The following is a 24,664-nucleotide window of genomic DNA, read 5'->3' as shown; positions in this document are numbered from 1 at the left end:
CCATGCAGCTTTTGACCCTACCGCCCTCGCCGGCCCTGGCGACCTCGATCCGGGCCACCGCCCAGGTGTTCGAAGACCCGAAATCCCAGGCCTTGCTGGCGCATCTGCAGCAGGTCGCGCCGAGCGAGGCCAGCGTGTTGATCATCGGCGAAACCGGTACCGGCAAGGAGCTGGTGGCGCGCCATATCCACAACCTCAGCGCCCGGCGCAACCGGCCGTTCGTGGCGGTGAACTGCGGCGCGTTCTCCGAGTCGCTGGTGGAGGCCGAACTGTTCGGCCATGAAAAAGGCGCCTTCACCGGGGCCCTGAGCGCCAAGGCCGGCTGGTTCGAAGAGGCCAATGGCGGGACCCTGTTCCTCGACGAGATCGGTGACCTGCCGATGGCGATCCAGGTGAAGTTGCTGCGGGTGCTGCAGGAGCGCGAAGTGGTGCGCCTGGGTTCGCGCAAAAGCATTCCCATCGATGTGCGGGTGCTGGCGGCGACCAACGTGCAACTGGAGAAAGCCATCAACGCCGGACATTTTCGCGAGGACCTGTACTACCGCCTCGACGTGGTCAGCCTGGAACTGAGCCCGCTGCGCGAGCGCCCCGGCGACATCCTGCCGCTGACCCGGCACTTTATCGAAGCCTACAGCCAGCGCCTGGGCTACGGCGCAGTGACCATCAGCAGCGAGGCCGAGCACAAGCTGCGCAGCTACAGCTGGCCGGGCAATATCCGCGAACTGGAAAACGTCATCCACCACACCCTGCTGATCTGCCGCGACGGCGTGATCGAGCGCGACGACCTGCGCCTGTCGAACATGCGCATCGAGCGCCAGGACGACAGCCACCACAACCACGACGACTCAGCCGAAGCCCTGCTGGAGCGGGCCTTTCACAAACTCTTCGAAGAGCAGGCCGGCGCCCTGCATGAAAAGGTCGAGGACGCGCTGCTGCGCGCGGCCTACCGCTTCAGCCACTACAACCAGGTGCACACCGCCAACCTGCTGGGCCTGAGCCGCAATGTCACCCGCACCCGGCTGATCAAGATCGGCGAACTGGCGGTGAACAAGCGCCGTCCGCCGGAAAAACCCGGCCAGCACGAGCGCACCCTGCAACTGTCGATCTAGCTGGCCAGGCGGCAGTGCAGCGCGTTGTCCGGGCTGCGCTCGATGCTGCGCACCACCTGGAACGAGCCAAAGGTCACGGTCTTGGCCTGATAAGCACGCAGCAGTTGCCAGAAGTCCTGCTCGCCCTTCTCGAAACTCTGAAAGGCCGCCTCGCCGGCTTCCCGGGTTTGCCATTGCAGATAGTTGAGCACCCGCCGGCCGTCCTCGCTGGCCTGCACGTTGCCACTCAGGAAACCCGGGTAGCCCTGGGCCAGACGTTCGGTCTGCTCGGACAGCGCCGACACCAGGCCGGATTGTTGATGGGGTTCGATTTCGAATTCGATCAATTGCGTAAAGCTGCGGTTTTGCGCAAACGCGTGCATGGCGAGTCCCCACTGACGGATAAACGGAATCTTGTGATTCGAAGGCCCGCAGGGTAAAACCTCCAGTTAAGTAAAGGTCAAGCGACTTTTGCTCATTCCCCACCCGCAGGAGCGCTGCATGCTCAGCCCCGAAACCGTGCACAAGGAACTCACCGTCGGCCAAGTGGCTGCCCGCAGTGGCGTAGCGGTCACCGCCCTGCATTTCTATGAAACCAAGGGGCTGATCAAGAGCAACCGCAACGCCGGCAACCAGCGCCGTTATCCGCGGGAAGTGCTGCGCCGGGTGGCGCTGATCAAGGTGGCGCAGCGCCTGGGCATTCCCCTGGCCGAGATCGGCCAGGCCCTGCGCAGCCTGCCGGACCACCGCGCGCCGACGGCCGCCGACTGGAGGCGGCTGTCCGAGCAGTGGAGCCAGGAGCTGGATGAGCGGATCAAGCAACTGACCCTGCTGCGCGACCGCCTCAATGGCTGCATCGGCTGCGGCTGCCTGTCGATGCAAGACTGCCCGCTGCGCAACCAGGGCGACCAGCTGGGCGAACACGGCCCGGGCGCGCAATTGCTGGAAACCGACTGAGCGGCGGCACAGCGGTTTCCCCAACCCGACCGCAGCCTGCGGCAGCGGCGGCACCTCTTCTCCTGATCGCTGGCTCACTGTTGCCAGGCGAACACCTCGTCAGTTCAAGCCAGACTGTGGACTGCCCGGGCCTATAGTGAACCGACCGGAAAACCGGCCAGGTTCACTTCGACAAACCCATGACAAGAAAGGAGAACCGAGATGAGCGTCAAACCCATCCCCGAGGGTTACCCCAGCATCACGCCCTACCTGGGGATTACGCAGGCCGCCGAGGCTATCGAGTTCTACAAGAATGCCTTCGGCGCTACCCAGGTCATGCGCCTGGACATGCCCGACGGCAGCGTCGGCCATGCCGAGCTGCGCATCGGCGACTGCCCGATCATGCTGGGAACGCCCTGCGATCAAGGGCCACTGAGCAATCCCGACCAATCACCCTCCGTCGGCCTGCACCTGTACGTCAACGATGTCGACAAACAGTTCGCCCAGGCCATCGCCGCTGGTGGCCAGGTGGTGTCCGAGGTCAAGGACCAGTTCTACGGCGACCGCAGCGGCACCCTCAAAGACCCGTTCGGCCACCTGTGGTTTCTCGCCACCCGCAAGGAAGACCTGAGCGAAGAGCAGATCAAGCAGCGGGCCGTGGAGATGTTTAAACAGCAGGGGTAAGCCCTGTACCTGCAAATCGCTGATCGCGGGCCAGACTCGCGCGCTTCTTCTGTAGCGAGGCTGGCCCGCGATAGCCTCCCCCCGGACCTTGCCCCTGCCATTGGTCGCGCGGAAACATTTACTTTCATATCGTCTTTCGGGATTTACGATTCTCATTCGTCTTAATTAGATGCAGCAGGTCGCGTTGGCGAAGGTTACGCCGCGGGTTTCTCTCCGGGCTTACCAGCCGCCCGCGGCTCCACTCCTCGAATCAAGACGCGTGCTCAATGTCGAAGAAGTCCCGCTCGAAAATCTGGTTTCTCGTTCACAGCTGGCTGGCCCTGCCCATCTGGTTCTTTGTGCTGATCGTTTGCGTCACCGGCACCCTGGCCGTGGTCAGCCAGGAAATCGTCTGGCTGGCCAACCCCGACATCCGCGCCAGCAAACCCACAGGCGACGCCCAACCGCTGAGCTACGACCAGATCGTCAAAGCCATCAAGCAGGCCGAACCGCAGACCCTGGTCGAAAGCATCAGCACCCCCGACGAAGCGCATTTCGCCCTGACCGTGGGCGTCAGCTACCCCGATGGCCGTTCCGTCGAGGTCTATGTCAACCCGTACACCGGCGTCATCCAGGGCGTCAGCCCGCAATTCAACTTCCAGGCCTTCACCCGCGCCCTGCACGGCTGGTGGCTGGTGCCTTTCACCAACGGCTACAGCTGGGGCTGGTACCTGGTATCGCTGCTCGGCCTGCCGATGCTGGCCTCGCTGGTCACCGGCCTGGTGGTCTACAAGAAGTTCTGGAAGGGCTTCCTCAAGCCGACCCTACGCCTGCGCCATGGCGCGCGGATTTTCTGGGGCGATTTCCATCGCCTGAGCGGCATCTGGTCGATCTGGTTCATCGCGGTGATCTCCATCACCGGCACCTGGTTCCTGATCGAGGCGATTCTTGGCGACAACCAGATCACCCTTTCCAGCGAACCCATAGTTCCGGTGATCGCCCGCGAAAGCGTGCCGACCTCCGCCGACGGCAGCCCCGCGCCAATGATCGGCGTCGATGAAGCCATCCGCATCGCCACCCAGCAGATACCGGGCTTCGAGGTCAGCTTCGTCATGCTGCCGAGCAATGCCTATAGCCACCTGTTCATTGGCGGCCGCGGCTGGTACCCGCTGATGTACCAGACCGCCAACCTCAACCCTTACAGCGGCTCGGTGGATACCACACACCTGCTGTCCCATCGCTCGGCCCTGGAGTTCGTCACCGAGTCCATGCGTCCGCTGCACACCGGTGATTTCGGCGGCATCTGGATCAAGCTGATCTGGTGCTTCTTCGGCCTGCTGCTGAGCATGATGGTGCTCAGCGGCCTGCTGATCTGGACCAAGCGCACCGCCCTGGCCACCGCCGCGGCCCTCAAGCGCAGCACCAAGACAGCGCGCCCCGCTCTCGCCCAGCGCCCGGTTGCGGCCCTGCACAGCGACACGCCGGAGGGCAACCTGTGAGCAAGACAGACAACCCAATGCCGGTTTCGCCCCTGCGCCAGCTTTGGCTCAAATGGCGTTTCCACCTGAACATCCTGCTGTTGCTGGTCCCCCTCGGCTTCATGCCCAAGTACTTCGCCGACGCGGCGCTGGCCCGTGGCGACAGCGGCCTGGGCGAGCGTGAGGTGGGCGAGGTACAGGTCGGGCCCTGGAGCCTGCGCCTGGCCGAACTGCGTAACCAAGCGCCGCAACTCCAGGGGCCGGCCGGTTATATGAAGGGCTTCAATGCCGCCCTGTGCGACGCCTGCATCGACCAGGTCAAGGCCACCTACCTGCGCATCGGCAAACCCCGCAGCCTGCGCGCCGCCGGGGTGATCTTCTTCGGCACCCCGTACCGCATGGGGGCCAGCCTGCCCGTTCCGGAAAAGACCAAGGCCGACGCTGAGCTGTGGATCACCATGGAAGGCTGGGACGGCAGTATGCACCAGGCGGCCATCCCCCTGGGCCAGGCATCCCCGGCCACCCTCGCCTGGCTGAACCAACAAGGAGGCAAACCATGATTGCTGTACCCACCGCCCGCCTGCGCCTGCTCGGTGCCGGCGCACTCCTGCTGGCCAGCGCCGTATTCAGTGGCGGCGCCCTGGCCCACAACCCGATGTGCGAGTGCAAGCAGATCGACGGCGAGCAGATCCGCTGCACCGGCGGCTTCTCCGACGGCAGCGGCGCCCCGGGGGTGACCCTGGACGTGATCGGCTACGACGAAACCATCCTGGTGCCCGGCAAGCTGGGCGCCGACTCCACCCTGACCTTCAAGAAACCCGACGCCGAGTTCTACGTGCTGTTCGACGCCGGCCCCGGCCACGTGGTCGAGATCGACCAAGCCGACATCGAGGCCCCATGAGCACCTCCCCCCACCAAGTGGTGCGCCCGGCCGGTGCCGGCCATGAAACCCTCTACGTCCTGCTGCTGTGCCTGTTGATCCTCAGCGTGGCCGGCACCGTGGTGCTCTGGCGCGGCGAAAGCAGCGAAGTGGCGAGCGTCGACAGCCACCAACTGGACGCCCGTCGCGACCTCACCGCCGGCGAACAAGGCCTGTACGCCGACCTGCGGGTGACCCTCGACGAAATCCGCCTGCTGCGCGAAGAAGCCCAGGCCCTGCCGACGCCCGAACAACTGGCCGAGGAAGGTTTCGCGCCCTTTGCCCAGGACGCCAGTTCGGTGAGCCGTGGCGGGCATGCCTGGCAACTGCGGCAACAGGCCTATGTCGGCCTCAGCCAGAACAATGCAGTGGCCGGCTCCTTCCTGATGCGCATCGCCGCCGACCCAGCAGCCGCCCCGGACATCTGGCTCAACCGCGGCCCGTCCCTCCCCGCCCCCGACGACCTCAGCGACGCCGCCCTGGCCAGTGCCGGCTGGCAGCAGGTGGTCGCGCAATTCGATGCCGGAGTGACCCGCCAGCATCGCCACTGAACCCACGCATTCACCGAGAGAAGACCGCTAGCCCATGCCTATTTCATCTCAACGCCGCCCGCTCCTGCGGGTGCTGCTGGTCAGCCTGTTCGCCCTGTTGCTCAGCCCTCTCGCCACGGCCGACCAGGCCAAGCGCCTGCGTATCGGCATCACCCTGCACCCCTACTACAGCTACGTGGCCAACATCGTCGGCGACAAGGCCGAGGTCGTGCCGCTGATCCCCGCCGGCTTCAACCCCCACGCCTATGAACCGCGCGCCGAAGACATCAAGCGCATCGGCACCCTGGACGTGATCGTGCTCAACGGCGTCGGCCACGACGACTTCGCCGACCGCATGATCGAGGCCAGCGAACGCCCGGACATCCCGGTGATCGAGGCCAACCAGAACGTGCCGCTGCTGGCCGCCACCGGCATCGCCGCGCGCGGCGCCGGCAAGGTGGTCAACCCGCACACCTTCCTGTCCATCAGCGCCTCCATCGCCCAGGTCAACAACATCGCCCGCGAGCTGGGCAAGATGGACCCGGCCAACGCCAAGACCTACACCCAGAACGCCCGCGCCTACGGCAAACGCCTGCGGCAGATGCGCGCCGACGCCCTGGCCAAGCTGACCAGGGCGCCCAACGCCGACCTGCGGGTGGCCACGGTGCATGCCGCCTACGATTACCTGCTGCGCGAGTTCGGCCTGGAAGTCACCGCCGTGGTCGAGCCGGCCCATGGCATCGAGCCCAGCCCGAGCCAGTTGAAAAAGACCATCGACCAGCTGCGTGAACTGGACGTCAAGGTGATCTTCTCCGAGATGGACTTCCCCTCCACCTACGTCGACACCATCCAGCGCGAGTCCGGGGTCAAGCTGTACCCGCTGTCGCACATTTCCTACGGCGACTACAGCGCCGAGAAATACGAGAAGGAAATGGCCGGCAACCTCGACACCGTGGTCCGGGCGATCCAGGAGGCCGGCGCATGACCGCCCTGCACAGCCTGGCCCGCGGCCCGTCCATCGAATTCGACCAGGTCAGCCTGACCCTGGGCCGCACCACCATCCTCGACAACGTCAGCTTCAAGGTGCAGCCCGGCACCGTGCATGCGCTGGTCGGCCCCAACGGCGGCGGCAAGAGCTCGCTGATCAAGACCCTGCTCGGGCAGATGCCCCACCAGGGCCAGTTGCGCCTGCAATGGCCGGGCGAGCCGGGGGTGATCGGCTATGTGCCGCAAGCCCTGGAATTCGACCGCGGCCTGCCAATGACCGTCGACGACTTCATGGCCGCCATGTGCCAGCGCCGCCCGGCTTTCCTCGGCCTCAGCCGGCATTACGCCGCGGCCATAGGCGAGGCCCTGGAACGGGTCGGCATGCAGGACAAACGCAAGCGGCGCATGGGCGCCCTGTCCGGCGGCGAACGCCAGCGGGTGCTGCTGGCCCAGGGGCTGATCCCGGCGCCGCAACTGCTGGTGCTGGACGAACCGATGTCGGCCCTCGACGAAGCCGGTATCCAGGTCTTCGAGCGCCTGCTCGGCGACTGGCGCCAGGCCGGGATCACCCTGCTGTGGATCGAGCACGACCTGGAAGCGGTCGGCCGCCTGGCGGACCGGGTCACCGGCCTGCATCGCCGCGTGCTGTTCGACGCCCACCCGCAACAGGCGCTGACCCCGGAACGCCTGCTGACGCTGTTTTCCACCCACCCGCGCAGCGCGGATATCGTCAGCGGGAGTGTTGCCTGATGAGTTACGAAGCCTTTCGTCTGATGATCCAGGGCTGGGCCTCCTCCGGTTACCTGCCAGAAGCCCTGGCCTATGGGTTTGTGGTCAACGCCCTGCTCGCCGGCTTGCTGATCGGCCCGGTGCTGGGCGGCCTGGGCACTTTGGTAGTGGTCAAGCGCTTTGCGTTCTTCTCCGAAGCGGTGGGCCATGCGGCGCTGACCGGCGTGGCCATCGGCATCCTGCTCGGCGAACCCTACACCGGCCCGTACGGCAGCCTGTTCGGCTACTGCCTGCTGTTCGGCATCCTGCTCAACTACCTGCGCAACCGCACCGGCCTGGCGCCGGACACCCTGATCGGGGTGTTCCTGTCGGTGTCCCTGGCCCTGGGCGCCAGCCTGCTGCTGATCCTCGCCGGCAAGATCAACGTGCACATCCTGGAAAACGTGCTGTTCGGTTCGGTGCTCACGGTCAACGGCAACGACCTGCTGGTGCTGCTGATCGTCGGCGCCCTGGTGATGGGCCTGAGCCTGCCGCTGTACAACCGCATCATGCTGGCCAGCTTCAACCCGCAACTGGCGGCGGTGCGCGGTGTCGCGGTGAAGACCCTGGACTACCTGTTCGTGATCCTGGTGACCCTGATCACCGTGGCCGCGGTGAAAGTCATAGGCGCGATCCTGGTGGGCGCACTGCTGGTGATCCCGGCGGCGGCCGCGCGCCTGTTGAGCCAGTCGCTCAAGGGCTTTTTCTGGATCTCGGTGCTGATCGCCACGGTCAGCACCCTGTGCGGCATCCTGCTGCCGATCCTCTTCGACCTGCCCGTCCCCTCCGGCGCCGCGATCATCCTGGTGGCCGGTGTCGCCTTCGCCCTGGCCGCCGTTGCCCGCGGCATTGTCCCCAGCCTCAAAGGGAATATCGGATAAATGCACAGTTCATTACGTCACCTGACACGCCCCCTGACTTTGGCCCTGGCCCTCGGCGGACTGAGCAGCGCGCCGGCCCTGGCCCAGCCGGACCGTTTCGAACCGATGCGCGTCACCGCCAACCAGAGCCTGGGCACCACGGCGCTGCACAGCGCCAGCTCACCCAAGCCGCTCACCGTGCTGGCCTCGCTACCGATCACCTTCGGCCTCGGCCAGTGGCTGCTGCAAGGCACCGATGTGCGGCTCGAACGCGCCGCCCCCGACAACCTGCCGGGCTCGCGCCAGACCGCCTACTTCACCGGCCGCGGCGCCCCGGCGCTGCACAAGCTGGCCCTCGACGCCGACGCGGTGATCGGCCTGCGCTCGATCTGGCCGGACGACCCGCTGTACCCCAACGCGCGACGCAGCAATATCCGCATCGTCGAAGTCGATGCCGCGCGCCCGGTGGACGGTGCCCTGCCCGGGGTCGCCCTGCAGCCCGGCAAGAGCGACGGCCTGAACAGCCAGCCATGGCTGTCGAGCAATAACCTGGGACGCATGGCCGATGTGCTGGCCGCCGATCTGGTGCGCCTGGCCCCCGCCGCCAAGCCGCAGATCGACGCCAACCTGGCCAGCCTCAAGCAACGCCTGCTCAAGCTCAGCGCCGATAGCGAGGGGCAACTGGCCAACGCCGACAACCTCAGCGTGCTCAGCCTCAGCGACCACTTCGGTTACCTGGTCAGCGGGCTCAACCTGGAGCTGCTGGAGGTCGACGCCCGCGCCGACAACGAGTGGACGCCCGAAGCCCTGCAGCAACTGCAAACCCGGCTCAAGGACAACGATGTGGCCATCGTCCTGCACCACCGCCAGCCGTCCGCTGCCATCAAGGCCGCCATCGACGCCGCCGGCAGCCAGTTGCTGGTGCTGCAAACCGACAGCGCCGACCCGCTGGCGGAGCTGGAGAACAGCATCGGCCAGATCACCAGTGCCCTCGCCCCGAAAACCTGACCCGCCACTCCCTCTGTAGGAGCGAGCTTGCTCGCGATGAACGTCAACGATGACGCGTATTGCCTGAGTGGACGCGTTGTTCTTGCATTTATCGCGAGCAAGCTCGCTCCTACAGGGGAAATGGCGCGGCTTACACATTCCCCCAAGAATCCCCGCGTCGCCGATGCTAGCCTGCTGCTCCTATTGAACGGACAGGAAGCCCCGCCATGAGTGACTACCTCAAGCTCAACCAGGCCAACTGGGACGAGCGCGCACCGCTGCACGCGGCCTCGCCGGACTACCAGGCACAGATGTTTGTCGACGACCCGCGGCACCTGTCCGAGGTGGTGCGTTTCGACCTGCCGCTGCTGGGGGATATCAGCGGCCTGCGCGGTGTGCATCTGCAATGCCATATCGGCACCGACACCCTGTCGCTGGCGCGCCTCGGCGCGCGGATGACCGGGCTGGACTTCTCCCCCGCGTCCCTGGCCGAAGCCCGCAGCCTGGCGGCGCGCACCGGGAGCGCCATCGAGTTCGTCGAGTCCGACGTCTACAAGGCCTGCGAGGTGCTGCCCAAAGGCGCGTTCGATCTGGTCTACACCGGTATCGGCGCCTTGTGCTGGCTGCCCAGCGTCGACACCTGGGCGCGTAATGTCAGCCAATTGCTCAAGCCCGGCGGCCGGCTGTTTATCCGCGAAGGCCACCCGATGCTCTGGGCCCTGGACGAAAGCCACGAGGATGCGCTGGTGGTCGACCTGCCCTACTTCGAGCGCAGCGAACCGCTGGTATGGGACGACGACAGCACCTACGTCAGTACCGACCGGCCGCTCAAGGCCACGGTGACCCATGCGTGGAACCACGGCCTGGGGGAAATCGTCAGCGCGCTGCTCAAGCACGGCCTGGACATCAGCGGCCTGGTGGAACACCAGAGCATCCCCTGGGAAGCCCTGCCCGGGCAGATGCGCTGTGACGAACAAGGCGAATGGCACCTGCAACACGCCCCTTGGCGCCTGCCATTGAGCTACACCTTGCAGGCCATCAAGCGCCTGGGCTGACGCCCACAAAAAAGCCCCGCTTCTCTCACGAGGGCGGGGCTTTTTGCTAACGGCACCTGATCAAATCACCTGTAGGAGCGAGCTGGCTCGCGATAGCGTTATCCGCCTCGACATCGGCGTTGGCTGGAGGGTCGTTATCGCGAGCAAGCTCGCTCCTACCCAGGTACGTAGCCGCTGCCGCAGGCTGCGATCGACCGGAACGGTCGTCAGCGATCTTAAGAGCGCCGAAGCCCTATCGGGCTTATCGCAGCCTGCGGCAGCGGCTACAGGTCCACGTCAGTACGGGGTAATCAGTTGGCAGCCGCCTGGGCGTCCATCTTCTGCCGCAGGCTCAGCGGGCGCATGTCGGTCCACACCTCTTCGATGTAGGCCAGGCAATCCTTCTTCAAGCCGCTCTTGCCCACGGTGCGCCAGCCCTGTGGCACAGCTTTGTAGTCCGGCCAGATCGAATACTGCTCCTCATGGTTGACCACTACCTGGAAGAGGATGTCCTCGCGGTCGAATACTGAAGTCATTACGTGTCTCCATCGCTATAAGGCTCGCCGCGCTGAAGGCGCAGCGGTTGTGAATAAGGAACGTTCAAGGCCCATGGAAAATTAGAGGCTGGCGACCGCCGCCGCCAACGCCCGGCTGAAAATATCCGCCACCTGGTCGATTTGCGCCGCGGTGATCACCAGCGGCGGCAGGAAACGCACCACGCTGCCATGGCGCCCGCCCATTTCCAGGATCAACCCGCGCTTGAGGCATTCACGCTGCACCAGCGGCGCCAGGCGGCTGAACTGCGGCGGATGGCCCAGGGCGTCTTTTTCGCCGCTCGGGTCCACCAGCTCGATTCCCAGCATCAGGCCGCGCCCGCGAATGTCGCCCATCTGCGGATAGTCGCGCTGCAGGATCCGCAGGTGCTCGCTCAAACGCTCGCCCATGGCGGCGGCATGCTCGGCCACCTGGTGTTCCTTGAGGTAGCGCATCACCGCGGAACCGGTGGCCATGGCCATCTGATTACCACGGAAGGTGCCGGCATGGGCGCCCGGCAGCCAGGTGTCGAGCCAGTCGCGGTAGACCACCACCGCCATCGGCAGGCTGCCGCCGATGGCCTTGGACAGCACCACCACATCCGGAATGATCCCGGCGTGCTCGAAGGCGAACATCTTGCCGGTACGCGCGAAACCGCTCTGGATCTCGTCGACGATCAAGGCCACCCCGGCCTTCTCGGTGATCCGGCGCACGCCGCGCAGCCAGTCGAGGTCGGCGGGAATCACCCCACCCTCGCCCTGCACCGCTTCGACGATGATCGCCGCCGGCAGCTGTACGCCGGCTTCCGGATCGCTCAGCAGGTTTTCCAGGTAGCTCAGGTTGGCCTTGACCCCCGCTTCGCCACCCAGGCCGAACGGGCAGCGGTAGTCGTAAGGGAACGGCAGGATCTGCACCCCAGTGGTCAGCAGCGCACCCAGCGGGCGCTTCGGCCCCAGGCTGCCCATCAGGCTCAAGGCGCCCTGGGTCATGCCGTGGTAGGCGCCCTGGAACGACAGCACGGTGCTGCGGCCGGTGGCGGTGCGGGTCAGCTTCAGCGCCGCTTCCACGGCGTCGGTGCCGGTGGGGCCGCAGAACTGGATTTTCGCTTCGGCGGCCAGGGCCGGCGGCAACAGGCCGAACAGGTCCTGGACGAACTGGTCCTTGACCGGGGTGGTCAGGTCCAGGGTCAGCAGCGGCAGCTCATCGGCCAGCACCTGCTGGATGGCCGCGATCACCACCGGGTGGTTATGGCCCAGGGCCAGGGTCCCGGCACCGGCCAGGCAGTCGATGAAACGCCGGCCTTCGACGTCCTCGACATGAATCCCGCTCGCCCGCTTGAGCGCCAGCGGGATCCGCCGCGGATAGCTGCGGGCATTGGATTCCTGCTGGTTCTGCCGGGCCAGCAACGGCGATTCGGTGAACTGGTAAAGCGTCTCGGCAGGCGCGGGACTGGTCCGCGCGGGCTGATCGTCGACAAGGCTGGTAGCAACTGACATCTCTCGAATCCTCACGCTGATGAGTTGAGCGAAACCGCACACCACACAGGTACGCAGCCGGTTCAGCGCGCACTCGCAGGTTTTCCTGTTCTGGAAACGCATCAGCGACGAGAGGATTTACACCCAGGCGAGGGTTTATTGCGTGGGGAGATAACGGGAAGCGGACGAATCGTCAGGGGACTGTGGCGATTCGAGTTTTTTCGCGAGCAAGCTCGCTCCTACAGTGGGCAGCACAACCCTTCTTGTAGGAGCGAGCGTGCTCGCGATAGGCCCTCAGGCCGACTGCAGCGGCATGGTCAACTCGACCCGCAAGCCATCGGGCCGGCTGTCGAAATGCAGCACGCAACCGCAGCGCTGGACAATCGCCTGGACGATGGCCAGGCCCAGGCCGCAACCGGTGCTCTGGCCGTTGCGCCAGAAGCGCTGGGTCAGGTGCTGCAAGTCATCCTCGGGAATCCCGTCACCGTGGTCGCGCACCTGGAAACGCACGCGGTTGCCGATGGTTTCCAGGTTCAGCTCCACCGGCGCATCGCTCGGGGTGTGGCGCAGGGCGTTGTCCAGCAGGTTGCGCAACGCGGCGATGGCCAGCACCGAGGGCATTTCCAGCGGCGCCGTCGAGACCCGCTCGTCGATATGCAACCTGACCCGCTGCCGGGCGCCGCTGGCGGCGTCCTGGATCGCGGTTTTCGCCACCTGTTCGGCACTGCACTGCACGCCGTCCTCGAACGACAGGCTGCCTTCGACCCGCGCCAGCAACAGCAGCTGCTCCAGGGTCCGGTGCAGGCGGTCGGCGCCTTCTTCGGCGCGCGCCAGGGATTGATCGCGGGCCGCGCCGTCGGTCATCCGCGCCACTTGCAGGTGGGTCTTGATCGCCGTTAGCGGGCTGCGCAATTCGTGGGCGGCGTCACCGGTCAGGCGGCGCTCGCGCTCGAGGGTCTTGCCGATGCGCTGGAACAGCTGGTTCTGGGTTTCCAGCAATGGCCGCAGCTCGCTGGGCAGCGGCTGGATCTGCAATGGCTCCAGGGAGTCGGCGCTGCGGCGCATCAGGGCATCGCGCATGCGGTTCAGCGGCGCCAGGCCCTGGCCGATCCCCAGCCACAACAACCACAGGCAACCGAGCAAGGCCACGCCGACCGGCACCGAAGCCGCCAGCAGCACCGACATGTTCAGCGCTTCACGCTCGACCTGGCGATCGGCGGTGGTGATGCGCAGGTCGCCCCGGGCCAGGGTGAAGCTGCGCCAGCGCACGCCGTCGATCATCTGGTCGTGAAAACCCATGCGTTCGGCTTCGAGCTTTTCGTCGGGGTGGTTATGGCTGCGGGCGAGGATCTCGCCGCGCAGGGAGCTGACCTGGCAGGCCATGCCCCCGGGAATGTTCAACTGTTCGGCGCTGAAATGGGTGCCCTCACCCTTGCTCGGCAAGGCCGGCAATTGTTCCAGCAGGCCGGCGACCATGCGCGCCGACGCCACCAGGCGCTGGTCGAGGGAAAACATCATCTGGTTGCGCAGGTCACTGAACATCCAGGCCGCGGCCAGCGCCCAGATCAGCACGAAAGCCGCGCCGATGGTCAGGCTCAGGCGCAAACGCAGGCTCATCACTTACGACTCCTCCCCGCCATCCGCCGGCCCCAGGCGATAGCCCAGGCCGCGCACGGTCTCGACGATGCCGTTGCCGAGTTTGCGCCGCAGGTGATGGATGTGCACGTTGAGGGCATTGCTTTCCAGTTCGTCGTTGAAACCGTAGACGCTGTCCTTGAGCTGCTCGCTGGACAGCACCCGGCCGCGGTTGTGCAGTAGCGCCTGGAGCAGCGCCTGCTCGCGCCGCGACAGGTCCACCGGCTGGCCGCCGAGCTGGGTTTCGCGGGTGCTCGGGTCGTAGGTCAGGCGGCCGTGCTCGATCAGGTTGACGCTGCGCCCCGCCACCCGGCGCAACAGGGTATGCAGGCGCGCCGCCAGTTCCCGCAGGTCGAAGGGCTTGAGCAGGTAATCGTCGGCGCCGGCCTGCAGGCCGTCGACCCGGTCGGTGACCGAGTCCCGCGCGGTGAGGATCAGCACGGGGATTTCCAGGCCGTTGTGGCGCAGCTGCTTGAGCAGCTTCAGGCCGTCTTCGTCGGGCAGGCCGAGGTCAAGCACCATCACGTCGAATTCCGCCACGCCGAGCATGGCCCGCGCCGCCGAGGCGGTGGCCACGTGCTCGACCGTCAGGCCCTGGGCCGTGAGGCCGGCCACGATCCCGCTGGCAATCAGCTCATCATCTTCACAGACAAGTACGTGCATGGTGGAACCTGTAGAAAAGGGGTGCATTAAAACCAGCGCCGATTAAGCCGACATTATGCCTGCACCGCCAGTGCCACAAGGCGTGCAGGGTTAATCATCGGTTAATCGCCATCGGCCATTGTGCCCCCCACTTGCACCGGTTTAAGGCTTTTCCATGCGTCGTCTGTTCATCCTGTTGTTCATGCTGCTGTCGGGCCTGGCCCAGGCGGGTAACAACCCGTTCGAGGTCAAACCCGACTTTCTCCCGGTCGGCAAAGCCTTCGTCTTCACCTCCGAACGCCTGGCGTCGGGGGAAACCCAGCTGTTCTGGCAGATCGCCGATGGCTATTACCTGTATCAGCAACGGCTGAAATTCGACGGCCTGACGGACGCACACAAACCGGCGCTGCCCGAGGGCGAGGCCCACAGCGACGAATTCTTCGGCGCACAGCAGGTGTATCGCCAGGGCCTGGAACTGAAAATCCCCGCCGGCGCCACCGGCAAGGTCAAGGTCGGCTGGCAAGGCTGCGCCGACGCCGGCCTGTGCTACCCGCCGCAATCCCTGGAAGTGGACCTGGGCGGCAGCCCGGCCGCCACCAATGCAACCAATACCACCGAGGCCAGCGACCAGGCCCTGGCCAGCGGCCTGCAACAGCGGGCCCTGGGCTGGAGCCTGCTGGTGTTCTTCGGCCTCGGCCTGCTGCTGGCCTTCGCCCCCTGCTCGCTGCCGATGCTGCCGATCCTCGCCGGCCTGGTGGTGGGCAGCGGCGCCAGCCCGCGGCGTGGCTTCGCCCTGGCCGGCAGCTATGTGGTGTGCATGGCGTTGGTCTATTCCGCCATGGGCGTGCTCGCCGCGCTGCTCGGCGCCAACCTGCAAGCCCTGCTGCAACAGCCCTGGCTGCTGGGCAGCTTTGCCGCGGTGTTCGTGGTCCTGGCACTGCCGATGTTCGGCTTCTTCGAGCTGCAACTGCCGGCGGCCCTGCGTGATCGCCTGGAAAACGCCAGCCGCTCGCGCAGCGGCGGCAGCCTGGTCGGCGCCGGGGTGCTCGGCGCCCTGTCCGGCCTGCTGGTCGGCCCATGCATGACCGCGCCGCTGGCCGGTGCCCTGTTGTACATCGCCCAGAGCGGCAACGCCCTGCACGGCGGGCTGATCCTGTTCGTCATGGGCCTGGGCATCGGCCTGCCGCTGTTGTTGCTGGTGACCGTGGGCAACCGCTTCCTGCCCAAGCCCGGCCCGTGGATGAACCTGCTCAAGGGCGTGTTCGGCTTCCTCTTTCTCGGCACCGCCATCGTGCTGCTGCGCCCGGTACTCGACGAATCGCTGTGGATCGGCCTGTGGGGCGCGCTGGCGCTGGTCCTGGCCTACACCGCCTGGCAGCAGATGCGCGCGGCCGGGCGCGCCGGGCATGTGTTCGGCGCCGGTTCAGTGGTGTTCGGCCTGTGGGGCAGCCTGCTGCTGGTGGGCGCCGCCGGTGGTAGCGACGACCTGTGGCGACCGCTGAAGGTCTACAGCGGCGGCAATGGCGTGGCGACCGTCAGCGCCCACGACGCCTTCGGCACCGTCAACGACCCGGCCGCCCTGCAAGGCGCCCTCGACACCGCCAGGGCCCAGGGCCAGTGGGTGCTGCTGGACTACTACGCTGACTGGTGCGTGTCCTGCAAGATCATGGAAAAACAGGTGTTCGGCCAACCCCAGGTCCTCGAGGCCCTGAAAGACGTGCGCCTGCTGCGCCTGGACGTCACGGCCGACAACGCCGCCAGCCGCGAACTGCTCAACCGGTATAAAGTGCCGGGGCCGCCGAGCCTGGTGTGGATCGGCCCGGACGGCGAAGAACGCCGCAGCCAGCGGATTACCGGTGAGGTAGACGCGGCTGCCTTCCTGCAACGCTGGACCGCTACCCGAGAAGCCCGTTGATGCTGACCTTTACCATCGGCACCTTTGCCATCGCGCTCAACCACCTGCTGCTGATCAGTGCCCTGGCGCTGGCCACCTTGGTCGGCTGGCGAGTCGCCAAGCGCGGTGGCGAGAACCCGGAATCGGTGCTGTTCGGCCTGTTCCTGCTGGGCATGCTGGCGGCGCGCATCGGCTTCGTGGTCGCCTACTGGAAGCATTACCGCCACGACCTGTGGCAGATCATCGACCTGCGCGACGGCGGTTTCCTCGCCTGGCCGGGGGCCATCGTCCTGCTGCTGGCCGCCCTCGCCTGGGGCTGGCGCCGCCCGGCCCTGCGCCAGCCGCTGGGCGCCGGGGTCGGCAGCGGCCTGGCCTTCTGGCTGCTCGCCACCCTGTCCCTGAGCCTTTTCGAACAAGGCACGCGGCTGCCGGAAATCGCCCTGCGCAACCCCGACGGCGGCACCGTGCAACTGACCAGCTACCAAGGCAAACCGCTGGTGATCAACCTCTGGGCCACCTGGTGCCCGCCCTGCCGCCGGGAAATGCCGGTGCTGGAAAGAGCCCAGCAGCAGCGCCCAGACCTGACCTTCCTGTTCGTCAACCAGGCCGAAAGCATGCAGAGCGTCAGCACCTTCCTGGCCACCCAGGAGCTGAACCTGAACAACGTGTTGTTCGACGGCAGCGGCCGCCTGGGCAAGGCCGTGGGCTCCATGGCGCTACCGACTACGCTGTTCTACAGCGCCGACGGGCGCCTGCTCGGCAGCCACCTGGGCGAGCTGTCCGAAGCCAGCCTGGCCCGCGCCCTGGAACATTTCGACTCAGCGCATTCGACCACGGCCACGCAGGCCGCCCCTTCAAGGAAATTGCCATGCCTTTCATCCGCCACCTGCTGAGCCTGTCCCTGGGCGCCGCCCTGCTCCAGGCCCCGCTGCTGCACGCCGAAGAACTGCCCGAGGCGGTCAAGAAGATCGAAGCCAAAGGCGCCAAGATCGTCGGCAGCTTCGATGCCCCGGACGGCCTCAAGGGCTATGCCGCGCAGTACCAGAACCGCGGCATGGCGCTGTACCTGACCCCGGACGGCAAGCATGTGCTGCTGGGCAACCTGTACGACGCCGACGGCAAGGACCTGAGCGCCGAGCCGCTGCAGAAACTGGTGTACGCGCCAATGGCCAAGGCCGTCTGGGCCAAGATGGAAAAGAGCCACTGGATCGCCGACGGCAAGGCCGACGCGCCGCGCGTGGTCTACCTGTTCAGCGACCCCAACTGCCCCTACTGCAACATGTTCTGGGAACAGGCGCGGCCCTGGGTGAACGCCGGCAAGGTTCAGCTGCGGCACATCATGGTCGGCATCATCCGCGAAGACAGCCCCGGCAAATCCGCCGCCCTGCTGGCCGCCAAAGACCCGCAGAAAGCCCTGCAGGACCACGAGAAAGCCGGCAAGGGCAGCAGCCTCAAGCCCCTGGCCAAGATCCCCGCCGAGGTCCAGGCCAAGCTCGACGCCAACATGGCGCTGATGGACGAACTGGAGCTGTCCGCCACCCCGGCGATCTTCTACATGGACGACAAGGGCGAGCTGCAACAGCAACAAGGCGCACCCGCGCCGGACAAGCTGGGCAAGATTTTCGGGCCCAAATGAATGAGAACGACCTGACCGCTAATGGCCTTTAGCCTTACCGACAGCGTTACACTACTGCCTTTATTCACGCAGACAGGGATGTGACGTTTTGAAAGCTCAAGGACAAGCCAGGCTTTTAGACATTCTCGATTACTGGCACAAGGTGGAATTCTTTCTACCTTATGCCCTCGGGAAATATGTTGAGGACTTCAAGGAATGGGAGACCCGATGGCTCTCCCAGGAAATTCTCCAGCAGAGCAAGGACAGCCGCTGGCGCAACTTTTCCATACCTGACGACCTTCAAGTCAAAGGCTTCAATCTCTATATCGGGGTCTTTGACGCCTCCGTCATTGCGACTCTTTGCGAACCGTATCTGGCCGCTTTATCGGTAGACGAGAACACCTTCTACGAAGAGCAGGAACGGGTGGAGCTTGAAGGGCTGACGTGCTTCGCCAAGATCAAGCTCAATGCGCAAGCCGTCCCGCAACTGGATGCCGTGTCACTGTCGACGGCTCCCTGGGCCCTGGGGCAAACGGTGAGCAAAGGGCTTGGTGCGCTTGGCCATCAAGCCTTCGAGGACGCCAAGGAGCAGTTGGTCAAACTGCTGCACAACTTCCACGGACAGCGTCAGCAAAACGATGACCCAGCCTTGATGGCCGAGGAAGTCATGCACCTGCATCAACTGCTGTGCAACTGGGCCAGTTTCACGCCTGAGCAGAACAGCGGTAGCGCTGTCGCATTGCTTCAAGTGCTGACCCAGCCCAAGGTCGAGAAACCACTCACGCAACCCTCTGCGGCACAGGCAACGGAAGTCGAGGACGAAGAAGAACCCGATACCGAGATCGACATCCTCAACAGCTTTTTCATAAAAGACATCGAGCGTGCGATCGCCAGCCTGCAACGCGCAGAACAGCCACTGCCTTTGCTTCAATACCTGGGCGAAGCCGACCCGGGCAAAAGAATCGACCTGTATACCGACAATGGCCGCAAGGCCATTTACCAGGCCCTGCAACCGCAATGCATAAACCCCGGGCATTGGCCGGATGAGCCCGGCCATGCCATGAGCCTGATGCAACAGTTCGCGATCAATACCGCGCTCGGCACCTTGGAAAACAGTGGGGTGTTCTCCGTTAACGGACCACCCGGGACAGGCAAAACGACGTTATTGCGCGACATGTTCGCCGAGAACATCGTGCGTCGGGCGCGGGTATTGGCGGGATACAGCGAGGCGGAAGATGCTTTCGTCGGCGGGAAAAAACCGCAGGTCACCTTCAAGGGCATGCCGAATACCTACACCATCCGCGCGCTCAAACCTGAGTTGACCGGCTATGAAATGGTGGTGGCCTCCTCCAACAATGCCGCCGTGGAAAACATTTCCCGAGACCTGCCCAAACGCAAATCCCTGGGAAAATGCTGGAGCGACGTGCAGTACCTGCAACCGGTCGCCCATAAGATTGCCGCACAAAAAAGCGATGGCAGCATCAGCGACCTGTCCGACGAGGACAAACCCTGGGGCTTGATCTGCGCCGCACTCGGCAATAGCAACAACCGAAAAGTGCTACAGGAACGCATGTTCTTCGCCCCGGTAGACTCCACCGAACCCAATCGGCCACTGACGATTCGGCAATGGGTGGATGAATACAAGGGCCCCACCTTCAAGGATGCCAGCGCAGCCTTCAAAAAAGCCGATGAGGAAGTCAGCAAAGCACTGGAGGAACGAGCCCGTTACGCCAGCCTGCTGGAAGAAATGGCGGCTACCGATGAACAGGCCTTCCTGCACCTTCAGCAACAGTCATTCAATCAGGCCGAACAGACCAGGGTGTCCGCCCAGCAAGCCGTCGACCAACAACAACAGCAACTTCAGGCATCAGCGCAACACCTGAGCAGCCTGCAGGAACTGGAGCGCCTGATAGATCGCAGCCGTCCGGTCTGGTGGAAGCGCTTGTTCAATACTCAAGCCGCTAAAACCCACCGTGACGAACAACTGGAGAATGCCCGGCTCCAGCGTCAGGCGCATGAAGAGATCAACCGCGCGAAAAGCCTTCTGAACAATAGCCTCAGACCAGAACTTGAAAGCGCGCAAACCGCATTGCTGTTCTGTAAAAGCGAACTCGATACCCGTCTGGCGCAATGGCAAGACAAGTGCCGATGCCTGGACGATTTCGCCAGCCGCCTGGGCCGTCCGAATTTGCCAAGCCAGCTCAGTGAGCTGGAGAACAGCGAGTTCCAGATCAATGGGCTTTGGCATGATGAAGCACTCAATCGCTTGCGCTCGACCTTGTTCGCCGCGGCGTTGACCCTGCATGAAGCCTGGCTGGCCGAGGTGGCGCCTTCAGGCTCGAACGGCAAGGGCTTCAGCGCCAACCTCGCCGCCATCAGCCTGTTGCTGAGCAACAAGACCCCCGAGGATGAGCGACTGACCCAGGTGCTCTGGCAAAGCCTGTTCATGGTGATTCCGGTGGTCTCGAGCACCTTTGCCTCCTTTGCCAACCAGTTCCGTGGGTTGGGTGCTGGCTCTTTGGGCTGGCTGTACATCGACGAGGCGGGACAAGCCGTGCCCCAGGCCGCCGTCGGTGCCTTGTGGCGGGCGCAAAGAGCCATGGTGGTGGGCGACCCCCTGCAAATCGAGCCGGTCTTCACCCTGCCGCAACGCCTGGTCAAGACCCTGGGCCAGCTATCGGTACACACGGCGAACGATGCCTTCGCCCCCAATCGTGTGTCGGTGCAAAGCCTGGCGGACCACAACAATCTGTATGGCAGCGTGTTCAAGAACGATACCGATCAAGAGCTGTGGATCGGCAGCCCGTTGCGGGTCCACAGACGCTGCATCGAACCCATGTTCAGCCTGTCGAACCAGATCGCCTACGGTAACAAGATGGTCTTTGGCCTGCCCAATGCCCACGCCGAACAGGACGCCCCGGTGTACAGCTCCAGTTGCTGGGTCGATATCCCTGGCAATGTCGAACACAAACAGGTTGTCCCCCAGCAGATCGAGTTCATGGTCGATCTGCTCGGGCAGCTGTACCTGCGCGATGGGGAGCTGCCGCAGCTGTACGTGATCTCGCCGTTCAAGGCCGTGCGCCTGGCCCTGCAAAAAGCCATACGCATGGCGGCCTGGGCCCGGCCCAACCATCGCCCGAAATTACCTGCGGGCGAGTTGAAGCAGTGGTTGAAAGCCTCCGTCGGCACCGTGCATACCTTCCAGGGTAAAGAACAAGACACCGTGTTCATGCTGCTGGGGGCAGACACCGAGCATGCGGGAGCGGCGCAGTGGGCCGCCTCCAAGCCTAACCTGCTGAACGTTGCCCTCACCCGGGCCAAACGTCGGGTCTATCTGGTGGGGGATTTTGAACTGTGGGGGTCGCTGCGCTATTTCGATGCGGTGAGTCGCGGCAAATTCCCGCTGCAAAGAATGGGGCCCGCTTCATTTCTGGCGAAACTGAATGCGCTGGAAGAACAGACCTAACGTTGAACACCGTCAGCGCCTGACGCTGACCTGAGCGCTCGCCCCCACGGATACCTGATTGTGAAACGACTATCAGGCCTCCGTGGGGGCGAACCCGCTCACGATGCGCGCTTCAAAAAACAGTATCGGTTCAACGGGCGCCACGCCCATCCAGCAACGCATCCACCACCGCCCTGGCCATTTCCACGGAATGGACCATCGACCAGATCAACCCACGCTCCAGGCCACTGCCGCGTTCGGTGATTTCATCGCTGACTTCTTCGGCGCATTTGAGCAAGAGCGAGACATGCACCAGGGCTTCTTCGGCGCTGATGCCTTCGCGTACACAGAAAAGAGAATCCGGGGTGACACGCACCGATACGGTGGTGGCCAAGGAAGCAAACGGCACCGTTTCGACAGGTTGCTCGGCCAAGGATTGGCGCAGGGCCTGGTTGGCCTGTTTCAGTTCGGGGTTGCGGTAGGTGCTGGAATCAACAGGTGGATCGGGAACAAGTTTTTTCATGGTTGAGCTCCTGGTAAATAAAGGAGCTGACACCGTTCGCTTGCACACGAATTAAGGGTGGCAGCCATACGCGGGTGTGCAAGACCGAGCTACCAGGCCACTCAGCAGATCCGAGGATCTCCCGCGCATGGCCGCCATAAAGCAGCGGACATGAAAACGCTCACTCACGACTGAGCGCTTCTGCACCTGGTAAGAGCCCGGACTTGCACATCCGTGTCACCGATTTGGCGATGACCCAGGCAGCCTAGCCCCGCATACAGGCGCACTCAAGCGCGCAGAAGTTTCTAGGAAAAGCCTTACAAAAGAAAGCGAATCAGCCCCCTGTAGCCGCTGCCGAGCGCAGCGAGGCTGCGATCGACTGCGCAGCAGGCGCCAAACCTGCCAACGCGGTGTGTCAGGCAAAATCCCGTCGCCGGGTTTGCGGCCGCTTCGCGCCCGAGCGCAGCCTCGCTGCGCTCGGCAGCGGCTACAGGGGCGTCAACATTCGGCATTTGTGCGCAAGGCTCAGGCGAACTCGTCCGGCGCTTCGCGGGCAAGGATGTTCTCCAGCTCGCCCGTGTCGCCTCGTTCGTTGAGGAGGCCGCTGACCTGATCGACCCAGACCTTTTCCGAGGCAATCCCGGCCCACGACTGGCTGCCGAAACCGTGATACGGCCGGTCATCGAAGGTGCTGATCAGCAGTTGGTTGAAACGCACCGTTTCCAGGTTCTTGCGCTGGATCTGCATCTGCAGCGCCCCCAGCACCTTCTGCTGCTCTTGCGGGTTCGGGCGATAGCTGAAGAGCCGCGGCGAGCTGAGCACCAGGAACTCCGGGGGAAGGTTTTCATCGATGGCCGCCTGCAAGCGGTAATGGCCATCGAGAATCAGGTGGCAGCTCAGGCCACTCACGTACCACAGCAGGATGGGCGGCAAGCTGCCTTCGCGGGCTTTCTTGCGCCACCATTTGAGGCGCCCGGAATGCGGGTCCACTGCATGCAGGCCGACCACCGCGCCGCCACTCTCGCCCAACTCGACCCAGCGCGCCGCGCCGGGTTGCCGGTTGTCGAGGATGTTGCGGCCGTAGATCGCCCACTGCGGCATATGGCTCAGGGCGTCTTCACCGCCCTTGAAGTACCAGGCTTCGGTGCCGCTCAGCAACGGCCGCATCGGCTTGAGGGATTCCGGGCGCAGGGCCCGGACCAGCCAGTAGCCCGGGTAGAAAAAATCCGGCTGGTGCTGCATCAACTGCTGGACGAAGAAGCGGCTCCAGGCCTTGAGGCGCAGGGCCGGGTCGAGGCGTAGCAGTTGCTCCACCTGGGGCGAATCGATGGGGCCCACCAGGGTTTGCGGCCATTGCTCCACCAGGTGATTGCGTACCAGCCACACGCCGTAAAGGCAGCGGGACATGGTGCCCCAGAGCAGCGTCTGGTCACCCAGCACCAGTTGCATGCGTCGGTTGTGGCCACTGAGCAGGCGCAAGTTCGGCTTGCCGCTGGCCGGGCGCTGGACGTCCACACCCAGGCCGTTCCAATTGCCGGCCAAGTCCTCGATATCGCGCCAGTAAATATGTTCCGTCATCGCCCCTGTCCCTGAATGAAAACGCCCGGCGCAGGTGCTTGGACCTGAGCCGGGCGCGACTATAGCAGAGGGTCGGGTGGTGGTCGTGAGATCGAATCGCGGGCAATCGAGCGTCGACCGGCCGCTCCTACAGAAGAATGCGATCCACCAGGAGAAATACGGTTTCTGTAGGAGCGAAGCTTGCTCGCGATAACGTCAGCCCAAACGCCGCCGAAGCATCAGCAGGAATGCCGTTCCGCCAAAAACTTCAACAACGCTTCAGTGACAAACGCCGGATTCTCCAGGTTGGAGATATGCCCGGCCTCAGGCACCAGTTGGTAAGGGCAACCGATCAGCTCGGCCATTTCCCGGGTTTCCGCAGGTGGGCGCGGTTTGTCCTGGTCGCCGCACAGCAGCAAGGTGGTCTTGGGGTCCAGCTGGTCCAGGCGCGACAGCAGGTCTGCGCGGCTGAAGGTGATGCGGCCCATGGGCACCACGCTTTCGCGCAGGCGTTCGCTGGGCAGTGCCGCGAGCACGGCGCGGAAGTCCCGGTACAGCGCCGACTGCGGGTCGATGCCCGGACGGAAGAAGATCGGTACCACGATGTCCAGCAACTGCGGCGCGATCACCCCGCTCTCTTCGATCTGCTTGAACAACGAGAAGTAATACTGGCGGGTCGGCTCCGGCTCGGCCCCCAGATAGGTGTCCATCAACACCAGGCCATTGATGCGCTGCGGCGCCGCCAGGGCCAGGCGCGCGCCCCACATGCCGCCCACCGACAGGCCGACCAGGCTGATGCGTTCGATCTGCAGATGATCCAGCAGTGCCAGCACCTGCCGGGCGATATCGTCCAGCGAAGTGGTGCCTTGCGGCAGCGCCCCGGACTGGCCGTGGCCCCACAGGTCCAGGGCGATCACCCGGTACTGCCGGGACAGCGCCTCGATCTGCGGCGCCCACATGTTCAGGTCCCACAGGTAGCTGCCGGCCAGCAGCACCGCCGGGCCGCTGCCCTGGTCCAGGTAGTGAAGGGATTGTCCATCAATAGTCGCGAAGGGCATCAACTGTCTCCTGTTGAGGGGGGCTCCAGAAAAGCTCCGCTAGCCTGTGCCGGTGAA

Annotated in this window: 24 protein-coding genes; 16 read left to right on the top strand and 8 right to left on the bottom strand. The window is 64.6% G+C overall.

What is annotated here, in order from left to right:
* The first annotated feature begins 2 nt into the window (after window positions 1–2).
* Entirely contained in the window at window positions 3–1,109 is a 1,107-nt protein-coding gene (locus BMY68_RS14125; RefSeq protein ID WP_085531625.1) for a sigma-54 interaction domain-containing protein, read from the top strand.
* Here the strand turns inward: BMY68_RS14125 and BMY68_RS14120 are convergent.
* Window positions 1,106–1,471, bottom strand: coding sequence for an antibiotic biosynthesis monooxygenase (locus BMY68_RS14120; RefSeq protein WP_085531627.1), 366 nt, complete (start codon window positions 1,469–1,471; stop codon window positions 1,106–1,108). The genes BMY68_RS14125 and BMY68_RS14120 overlap by 4 nt on opposite strands.
* A gap of 118 nt (window positions 1,472–1,589) precedes the next feature.
* On the opposite strand from BMY68_RS14120, the gene soxR reads away from it, so the two are divergent.
* The 11 genes from soxR (at window position 1,590) to BMY68_RS14065 (ending at window position 10,271) form a co-directional block, all read left to right on the top strand.
* Window positions 1,590–2,045, top strand: a complete 456-nt coding sequence (gene soxR, locus BMY68_RS14115; protein WP_062825127.1) for a redox-sensitive transcriptional activator SoxR — start codon at window positions 1,590–1,592, stop codon at window positions 2,043–2,045.
* Window positions 2,046–2,246: 201 nt separating this feature from the next.
* Entirely contained in the window at window positions 2,247–2,708 is a 462-nt protein-coding gene (locus tag BMY68_RS14110) for a VOC family protein (protein ID WP_009050054.1), read from the top strand.
* Between the two features lie 266 nt (window positions 2,709–2,974).
* On the top strand, window positions 2,975–4,186 hold the full coding sequence (locus BMY68_RS14105; RefSeq protein ID WP_062825126.1) for a PepSY-associated TM helix domain-containing protein: 1,212 nt from the start codon (window positions 2,975–2,977) through the stop codon (window positions 4,184–4,186).
* Window positions 4,187–4,203: 17 nt separating this feature from the next.
* The gene (locus tag BMY68_RS14100; RefSeq protein ID WP_085531629.1) at window positions 4,204–4,725 is read left to right on the top strand and encodes a thiamine pyrophosphate-binding protein; all 522 of its coding nucleotides are present in this window, start codon (window positions 4,204–4,206) and stop codon (window positions 4,723–4,725) included.
* Window positions 4,722–5,066: a hypothetical protein gene (locus tag BMY68_RS14095; protein WP_009050057.1), complete on the top strand. Its 345-nt coding sequence runs from the start codon at window positions 4,722–4,724 to the stop codon at window positions 5,064–5,066. The genes BMY68_RS14100 and BMY68_RS14095 overlap by 4 nt, the downstream gene beginning before the upstream one ends.
* A complete protein-coding gene (locus BMY68_RS14090) occupies window positions 5,063–5,635 on the top strand; it encodes a DUF6162 family protein (protein ID WP_085531631.1) in 573 nt (190 codons plus the stop codon). The genes BMY68_RS14095 and BMY68_RS14090 overlap by 4 nt, the downstream gene beginning before the upstream one ends.
* 34 nt (window positions 5,636–5,669) lie before the next feature.
* Window positions 5,670–6,599 carry a metal ABC transporter substrate-binding protein gene (locus BMY68_RS14085; protein ID WP_085531633.1) on the top strand — a complete coding sequence of 310 codons (930 nt, stop codon included), beginning with the start codon at window positions 5,670–5,672 and terminating at the stop codon, window positions 6,597–6,599.
* Window positions 6,596–7,351: a metal ABC transporter ATP-binding protein gene (locus BMY68_RS14080; RefSeq protein WP_007930424.1), complete on the top strand. Its 756-nt coding sequence runs from the start codon at window positions 6,596–6,598 to the stop codon at window positions 7,349–7,351. The genes BMY68_RS14085 and BMY68_RS14080 overlap by 4 nt, the downstream gene beginning before the upstream one ends.
* Window positions 7,351–8,250 (top strand): metal ABC transporter permease, encoded by a 900-nt coding sequence (locus BMY68_RS14075; protein ID WP_085531635.1) that lies wholly within the window; start codon window positions 7,351–7,353, stop codon window positions 8,248–8,250. Before BMY68_RS14080 ends, BMY68_RS14075 begins: the two co-directional genes overlap by 1 nt.
* Window positions 8,251–9,237 carry a metal ABC transporter solute-binding protein, Zn/Mn family gene (locus BMY68_RS14070; protein ID WP_085531637.1) on the top strand — a complete coding sequence of 329 codons (987 nt, stop codon included), beginning with the start codon at window positions 8,251–8,253 and terminating at the stop codon, window positions 9,235–9,237.
* A 206-nt stretch (window positions 9,238–9,443) separates the two neighbouring features.
* Entirely contained in the window at window positions 9,444–10,271 is an 828-nt protein-coding gene (locus tag BMY68_RS14065; RefSeq protein ID WP_085531639.1) for a class I SAM-dependent methyltransferase, read from the top strand.
* Between the two features lie 290 nt (window positions 10,272–10,561).
* Here the strand turns inward: BMY68_RS14065 and BMY68_RS14060 are convergent, their stop codons facing one another.
* The 4 genes from BMY68_RS14060 to BMY68_RS14045 all read right to left on the bottom strand — a co-directional run bounded on the left by BMY68_RS14060 (window position 10,562) and on the right by BMY68_RS14045 (window position 14,557).
* A complete protein-coding gene (locus BMY68_RS14060; RefSeq protein ID WP_045881987.1) occupies window positions 10,562–10,786 on the bottom strand; it encodes an MbtH family protein in 225 nt (74 codons plus the stop codon).
* A gap of 81 nt (window positions 10,787–10,867) precedes the next feature.
* The gene (locus BMY68_RS14055) at window positions 10,868–12,280 is read right to left on the bottom strand and encodes an aspartate aminotransferase family protein (protein WP_085531641.1); all 1,413 of its coding nucleotides are present in this window, start codon (window positions 12,278–12,280) and stop codon (window positions 10,868–10,870) included.
* 273 nt (window positions 12,281–12,553) lie between these two features.
* Window positions 12,554–13,879: an ATP-binding protein gene (locus BMY68_RS14050; RefSeq protein WP_175510545.1), complete on the bottom strand. Its 1,326-nt coding sequence runs from the start codon at window positions 13,877–13,879 to the stop codon at window positions 12,554–12,556.
* Entirely contained in the window at window positions 13,880–14,557 is a 678-nt protein-coding gene (locus BMY68_RS14045) for a response regulator (RefSeq protein ID WP_007922871.1), read from the bottom strand.
* 154 nt (window positions 14,558–14,711) lie between these two features.
* On the opposite strand from BMY68_RS14045, the gene dsbD reads away from it, so the two are divergent.
* From dsbD to BMY68_RS14025, 4 genes are all read left to right on the top strand, one after another.
* Entirely contained in the window at window positions 14,712–16,451 is a 1,740-nt protein-coding gene (gene dsbD / locus BMY68_RS14040; RefSeq protein WP_085531643.1) for a protein-disulfide reductase DsbD, read from the top strand.
* Window positions 16,451–17,323 (top strand): TlpA disulfide reductase family protein, encoded by an 873-nt coding sequence (locus BMY68_RS14035; RefSeq protein WP_009044901.1) that lies wholly within the window; start codon window positions 16,451–16,453, stop codon window positions 17,321–17,323. The genes dsbD and BMY68_RS14035 overlap by 1 nt, the downstream gene beginning before the upstream one ends.
* A complete protein-coding gene (dsbG, locus tag BMY68_RS14030; protein ID WP_085531645.1) occupies window positions 17,299–18,066 on the top strand; it encodes a thiol:disulfide interchange protein DsbG in 768 nt (255 codons plus the stop codon). Before BMY68_RS14035 ends, dsbG begins: the two co-directional genes overlap by 25 nt.
* A gap of 88 nt (window positions 18,067–18,154) precedes the next feature.
* Window positions 18,155–21,511: a DEAD/DEAH box helicase gene (locus tag BMY68_RS14025; RefSeq protein WP_085531647.1), complete on the top strand. Its 3,357-nt coding sequence runs from the start codon at window positions 18,155–18,157 to the stop codon at window positions 21,509–21,511.
* A 130-nt stretch (window positions 21,512–21,641) separates the two neighbouring features.
* On the opposite strand, the gene BMY68_RS14020 is transcribed toward BMY68_RS14025, so the two are convergent.
* From BMY68_RS14020 to BMY68_RS14010, 3 genes are all read right to left on the bottom strand, one after another.
* Window positions 21,642–22,013 (bottom strand): DUF6124 family protein, encoded by a 372-nt coding sequence (locus tag BMY68_RS14020; RefSeq protein WP_085531648.1) that lies wholly within the window; start codon window positions 22,011–22,013, stop codon window positions 21,642–21,644.
* A 504-nt stretch (window positions 22,014–22,517) separates the two neighbouring features.
* Window positions 22,518–23,570 (bottom strand): hypothetical protein, encoded by a 1,053-nt coding sequence (locus tag BMY68_RS14015; RefSeq protein ID WP_085531649.1) that lies wholly within the window; start codon window positions 23,568–23,570, stop codon window positions 22,518–22,520.
* A 218-nt stretch (window positions 23,571–23,788) separates the two neighbouring features.
* Window positions 23,789–24,607, bottom strand: a complete 819-nt coding sequence (locus BMY68_RS14010) for an alpha/beta fold hydrolase (protein WP_085531650.1) — start codon at window positions 24,605–24,607, stop codon at window positions 23,789–23,791.
* Window positions 24,608–24,664: the final 57 nt, after the last annotated feature.

It is taken from the genome of Pseudomonas sp. NFACC41-3 (assembly GCF_900109505.1).
In the GTDB taxonomy this organism is placed as follows: Bacteria; Pseudomonadota; Gammaproteobacteria; order Pseudomonadales; family Pseudomonadaceae; genus Aquipseudomonas; species Aquipseudomonas chlororaphis.
This window is presented reverse-complemented; position numbering and strand designations above follow the sequence as displayed.

Bases quoted from the DNA above. Each gene is read 5' to 3' on its own strand.
- BMY68_RS14070 (WP_085531637.1), top strand. From the start codon at position 8,251: ATGCACAGTTCATTACGTCACCTGACACGCCCCCTGACTTTGGCCCTG.
- BMY68_RS14110 (WP_009050054.1), top strand. From the start codon at position 2,247: ATGAGCGTCAAACCCATCCCCGAGGGTTACCCCAGCATCACGCCCTAC.
- dsbD (WP_085531643.1), top strand. From the start codon at position 14,712: ATGCGTCGTCTGTTCATCCTGTTGTTCATGCTGCTGTCGGGCCTGGCC.
- BMY68_RS14060 (WP_045881987.1), bottom strand. From the start codon at position 10,786: ATGACTTCAGTATTCGACCGCGAGGACATCCTCTTCCAGGTAGTGGTC.
- BMY68_RS14085 (WP_085531633.1), top strand. From the start codon at position 5,670: ATGCCTATTTCATCTCAACGCCGCCCGCTCCTGCGGGTGCTGCTGGTC.
- BMY68_RS14015 (WP_085531649.1), bottom strand. From the start codon at position 23,570: ATGACGGAACATATTTACTGGCGCGATATCGAGGACTTGGCCGGCAAT.
- dsbG (WP_085531645.1), top strand. From the start codon at position 17,299: ATGCCTTTCATCCGCCACCTGCTGAGCCTGTCCCTGGGCGCCGCCCTG.
- BMY68_RS14100 (WP_085531629.1), top strand. From the start codon at position 4,204: ATGCCGGTTTCGCCCCTGCGCCAGCTTTGGCTCAAATGGCGTTTCCAC.
- BMY68_RS14020 (WP_085531648.1), bottom strand. From the start codon at position 22,013: ATGAAAAAACTTGTTCCCGATCCACCTGTTGATTCCAGCACCTACCGC.
- soxR (WP_062825127.1), top strand. From the start codon at position 1,590: ATGCTCAGCCCCGAAACCGTGCACAAGGAACTCACCGTCGGCCAAGTG.
- BMY68_RS14080 (WP_007930424.1), top strand. From the start codon at position 6,596: ATGACCGCCCTGCACAGCCTGGCCCGCGGCCCGTCCATCGAATTCGAC.
- BMY68_RS14120 (WP_085531627.1), bottom strand. From the start codon at position 1,471: ATGCACGCGTTTGCGCAAAACCGCAGCTTTACGCAATTGATCGAATTC.
- BMY68_RS14095 (WP_009050057.1), top strand. From the start codon at position 4,722: ATGATTGCTGTACCCACCGCCCGCCTGCGCCTGCTCGGTGCCGGCGCA.
- BMY68_RS14065 (WP_085531639.1), top strand. From the start codon at position 9,444: ATGAGTGACTACCTCAAGCTCAACCAGGCCAACTGGGACGAGCGCGCA.
- BMY68_RS14055 (WP_085531641.1), bottom strand. From the start codon at position 12,280: ATGTCAGTTGCTACCAGCCTTGTCGACGATCAGCCCGCGCGGACCAGT.
- BMY68_RS14090 (WP_085531631.1), top strand. From the start codon at position 5,063: ATGAGCACCTCCCCCCACCAAGTGGTGCGCCCGGCCGGTGCCGGCCAT.
- BMY68_RS14105 (WP_062825126.1), top strand. From the start codon at position 2,975: ATGTCGAAGAAGTCCCGCTCGAAAATCTGGTTTCTCGTTCACAGCTGG.
- BMY68_RS14045 (WP_007922871.1), bottom strand. From the start codon at position 14,557: ATGCACGTACTTGTCTGTGAAGATGATGAGCTGATTGCCAGCGGGATC.
- BMY68_RS14125 (WP_085531625.1), top strand. From the start codon at position 3: ATGCAGCTTTTGACCCTACCGCCCTCGCCGGCCCTGGCGACCTCGATC.
- BMY68_RS14035 (WP_009044901.1), top strand. From the start codon at position 16,451: ATGCTGACCTTTACCATCGGCACCTTTGCCATCGCGCTCAACCACCTG.
- BMY68_RS14075 (WP_085531635.1), top strand. From the start codon at position 7,351: ATGAGTTACGAAGCCTTTCGTCTGATGATCCAGGGCTGGGCCTCCTCC.
- BMY68_RS14010 (WP_085531650.1), bottom strand. From the start codon at position 24,607: ATGCCCTTCGCGACTATTGATGGACAATCCCTTCACTACCTGGACCAG.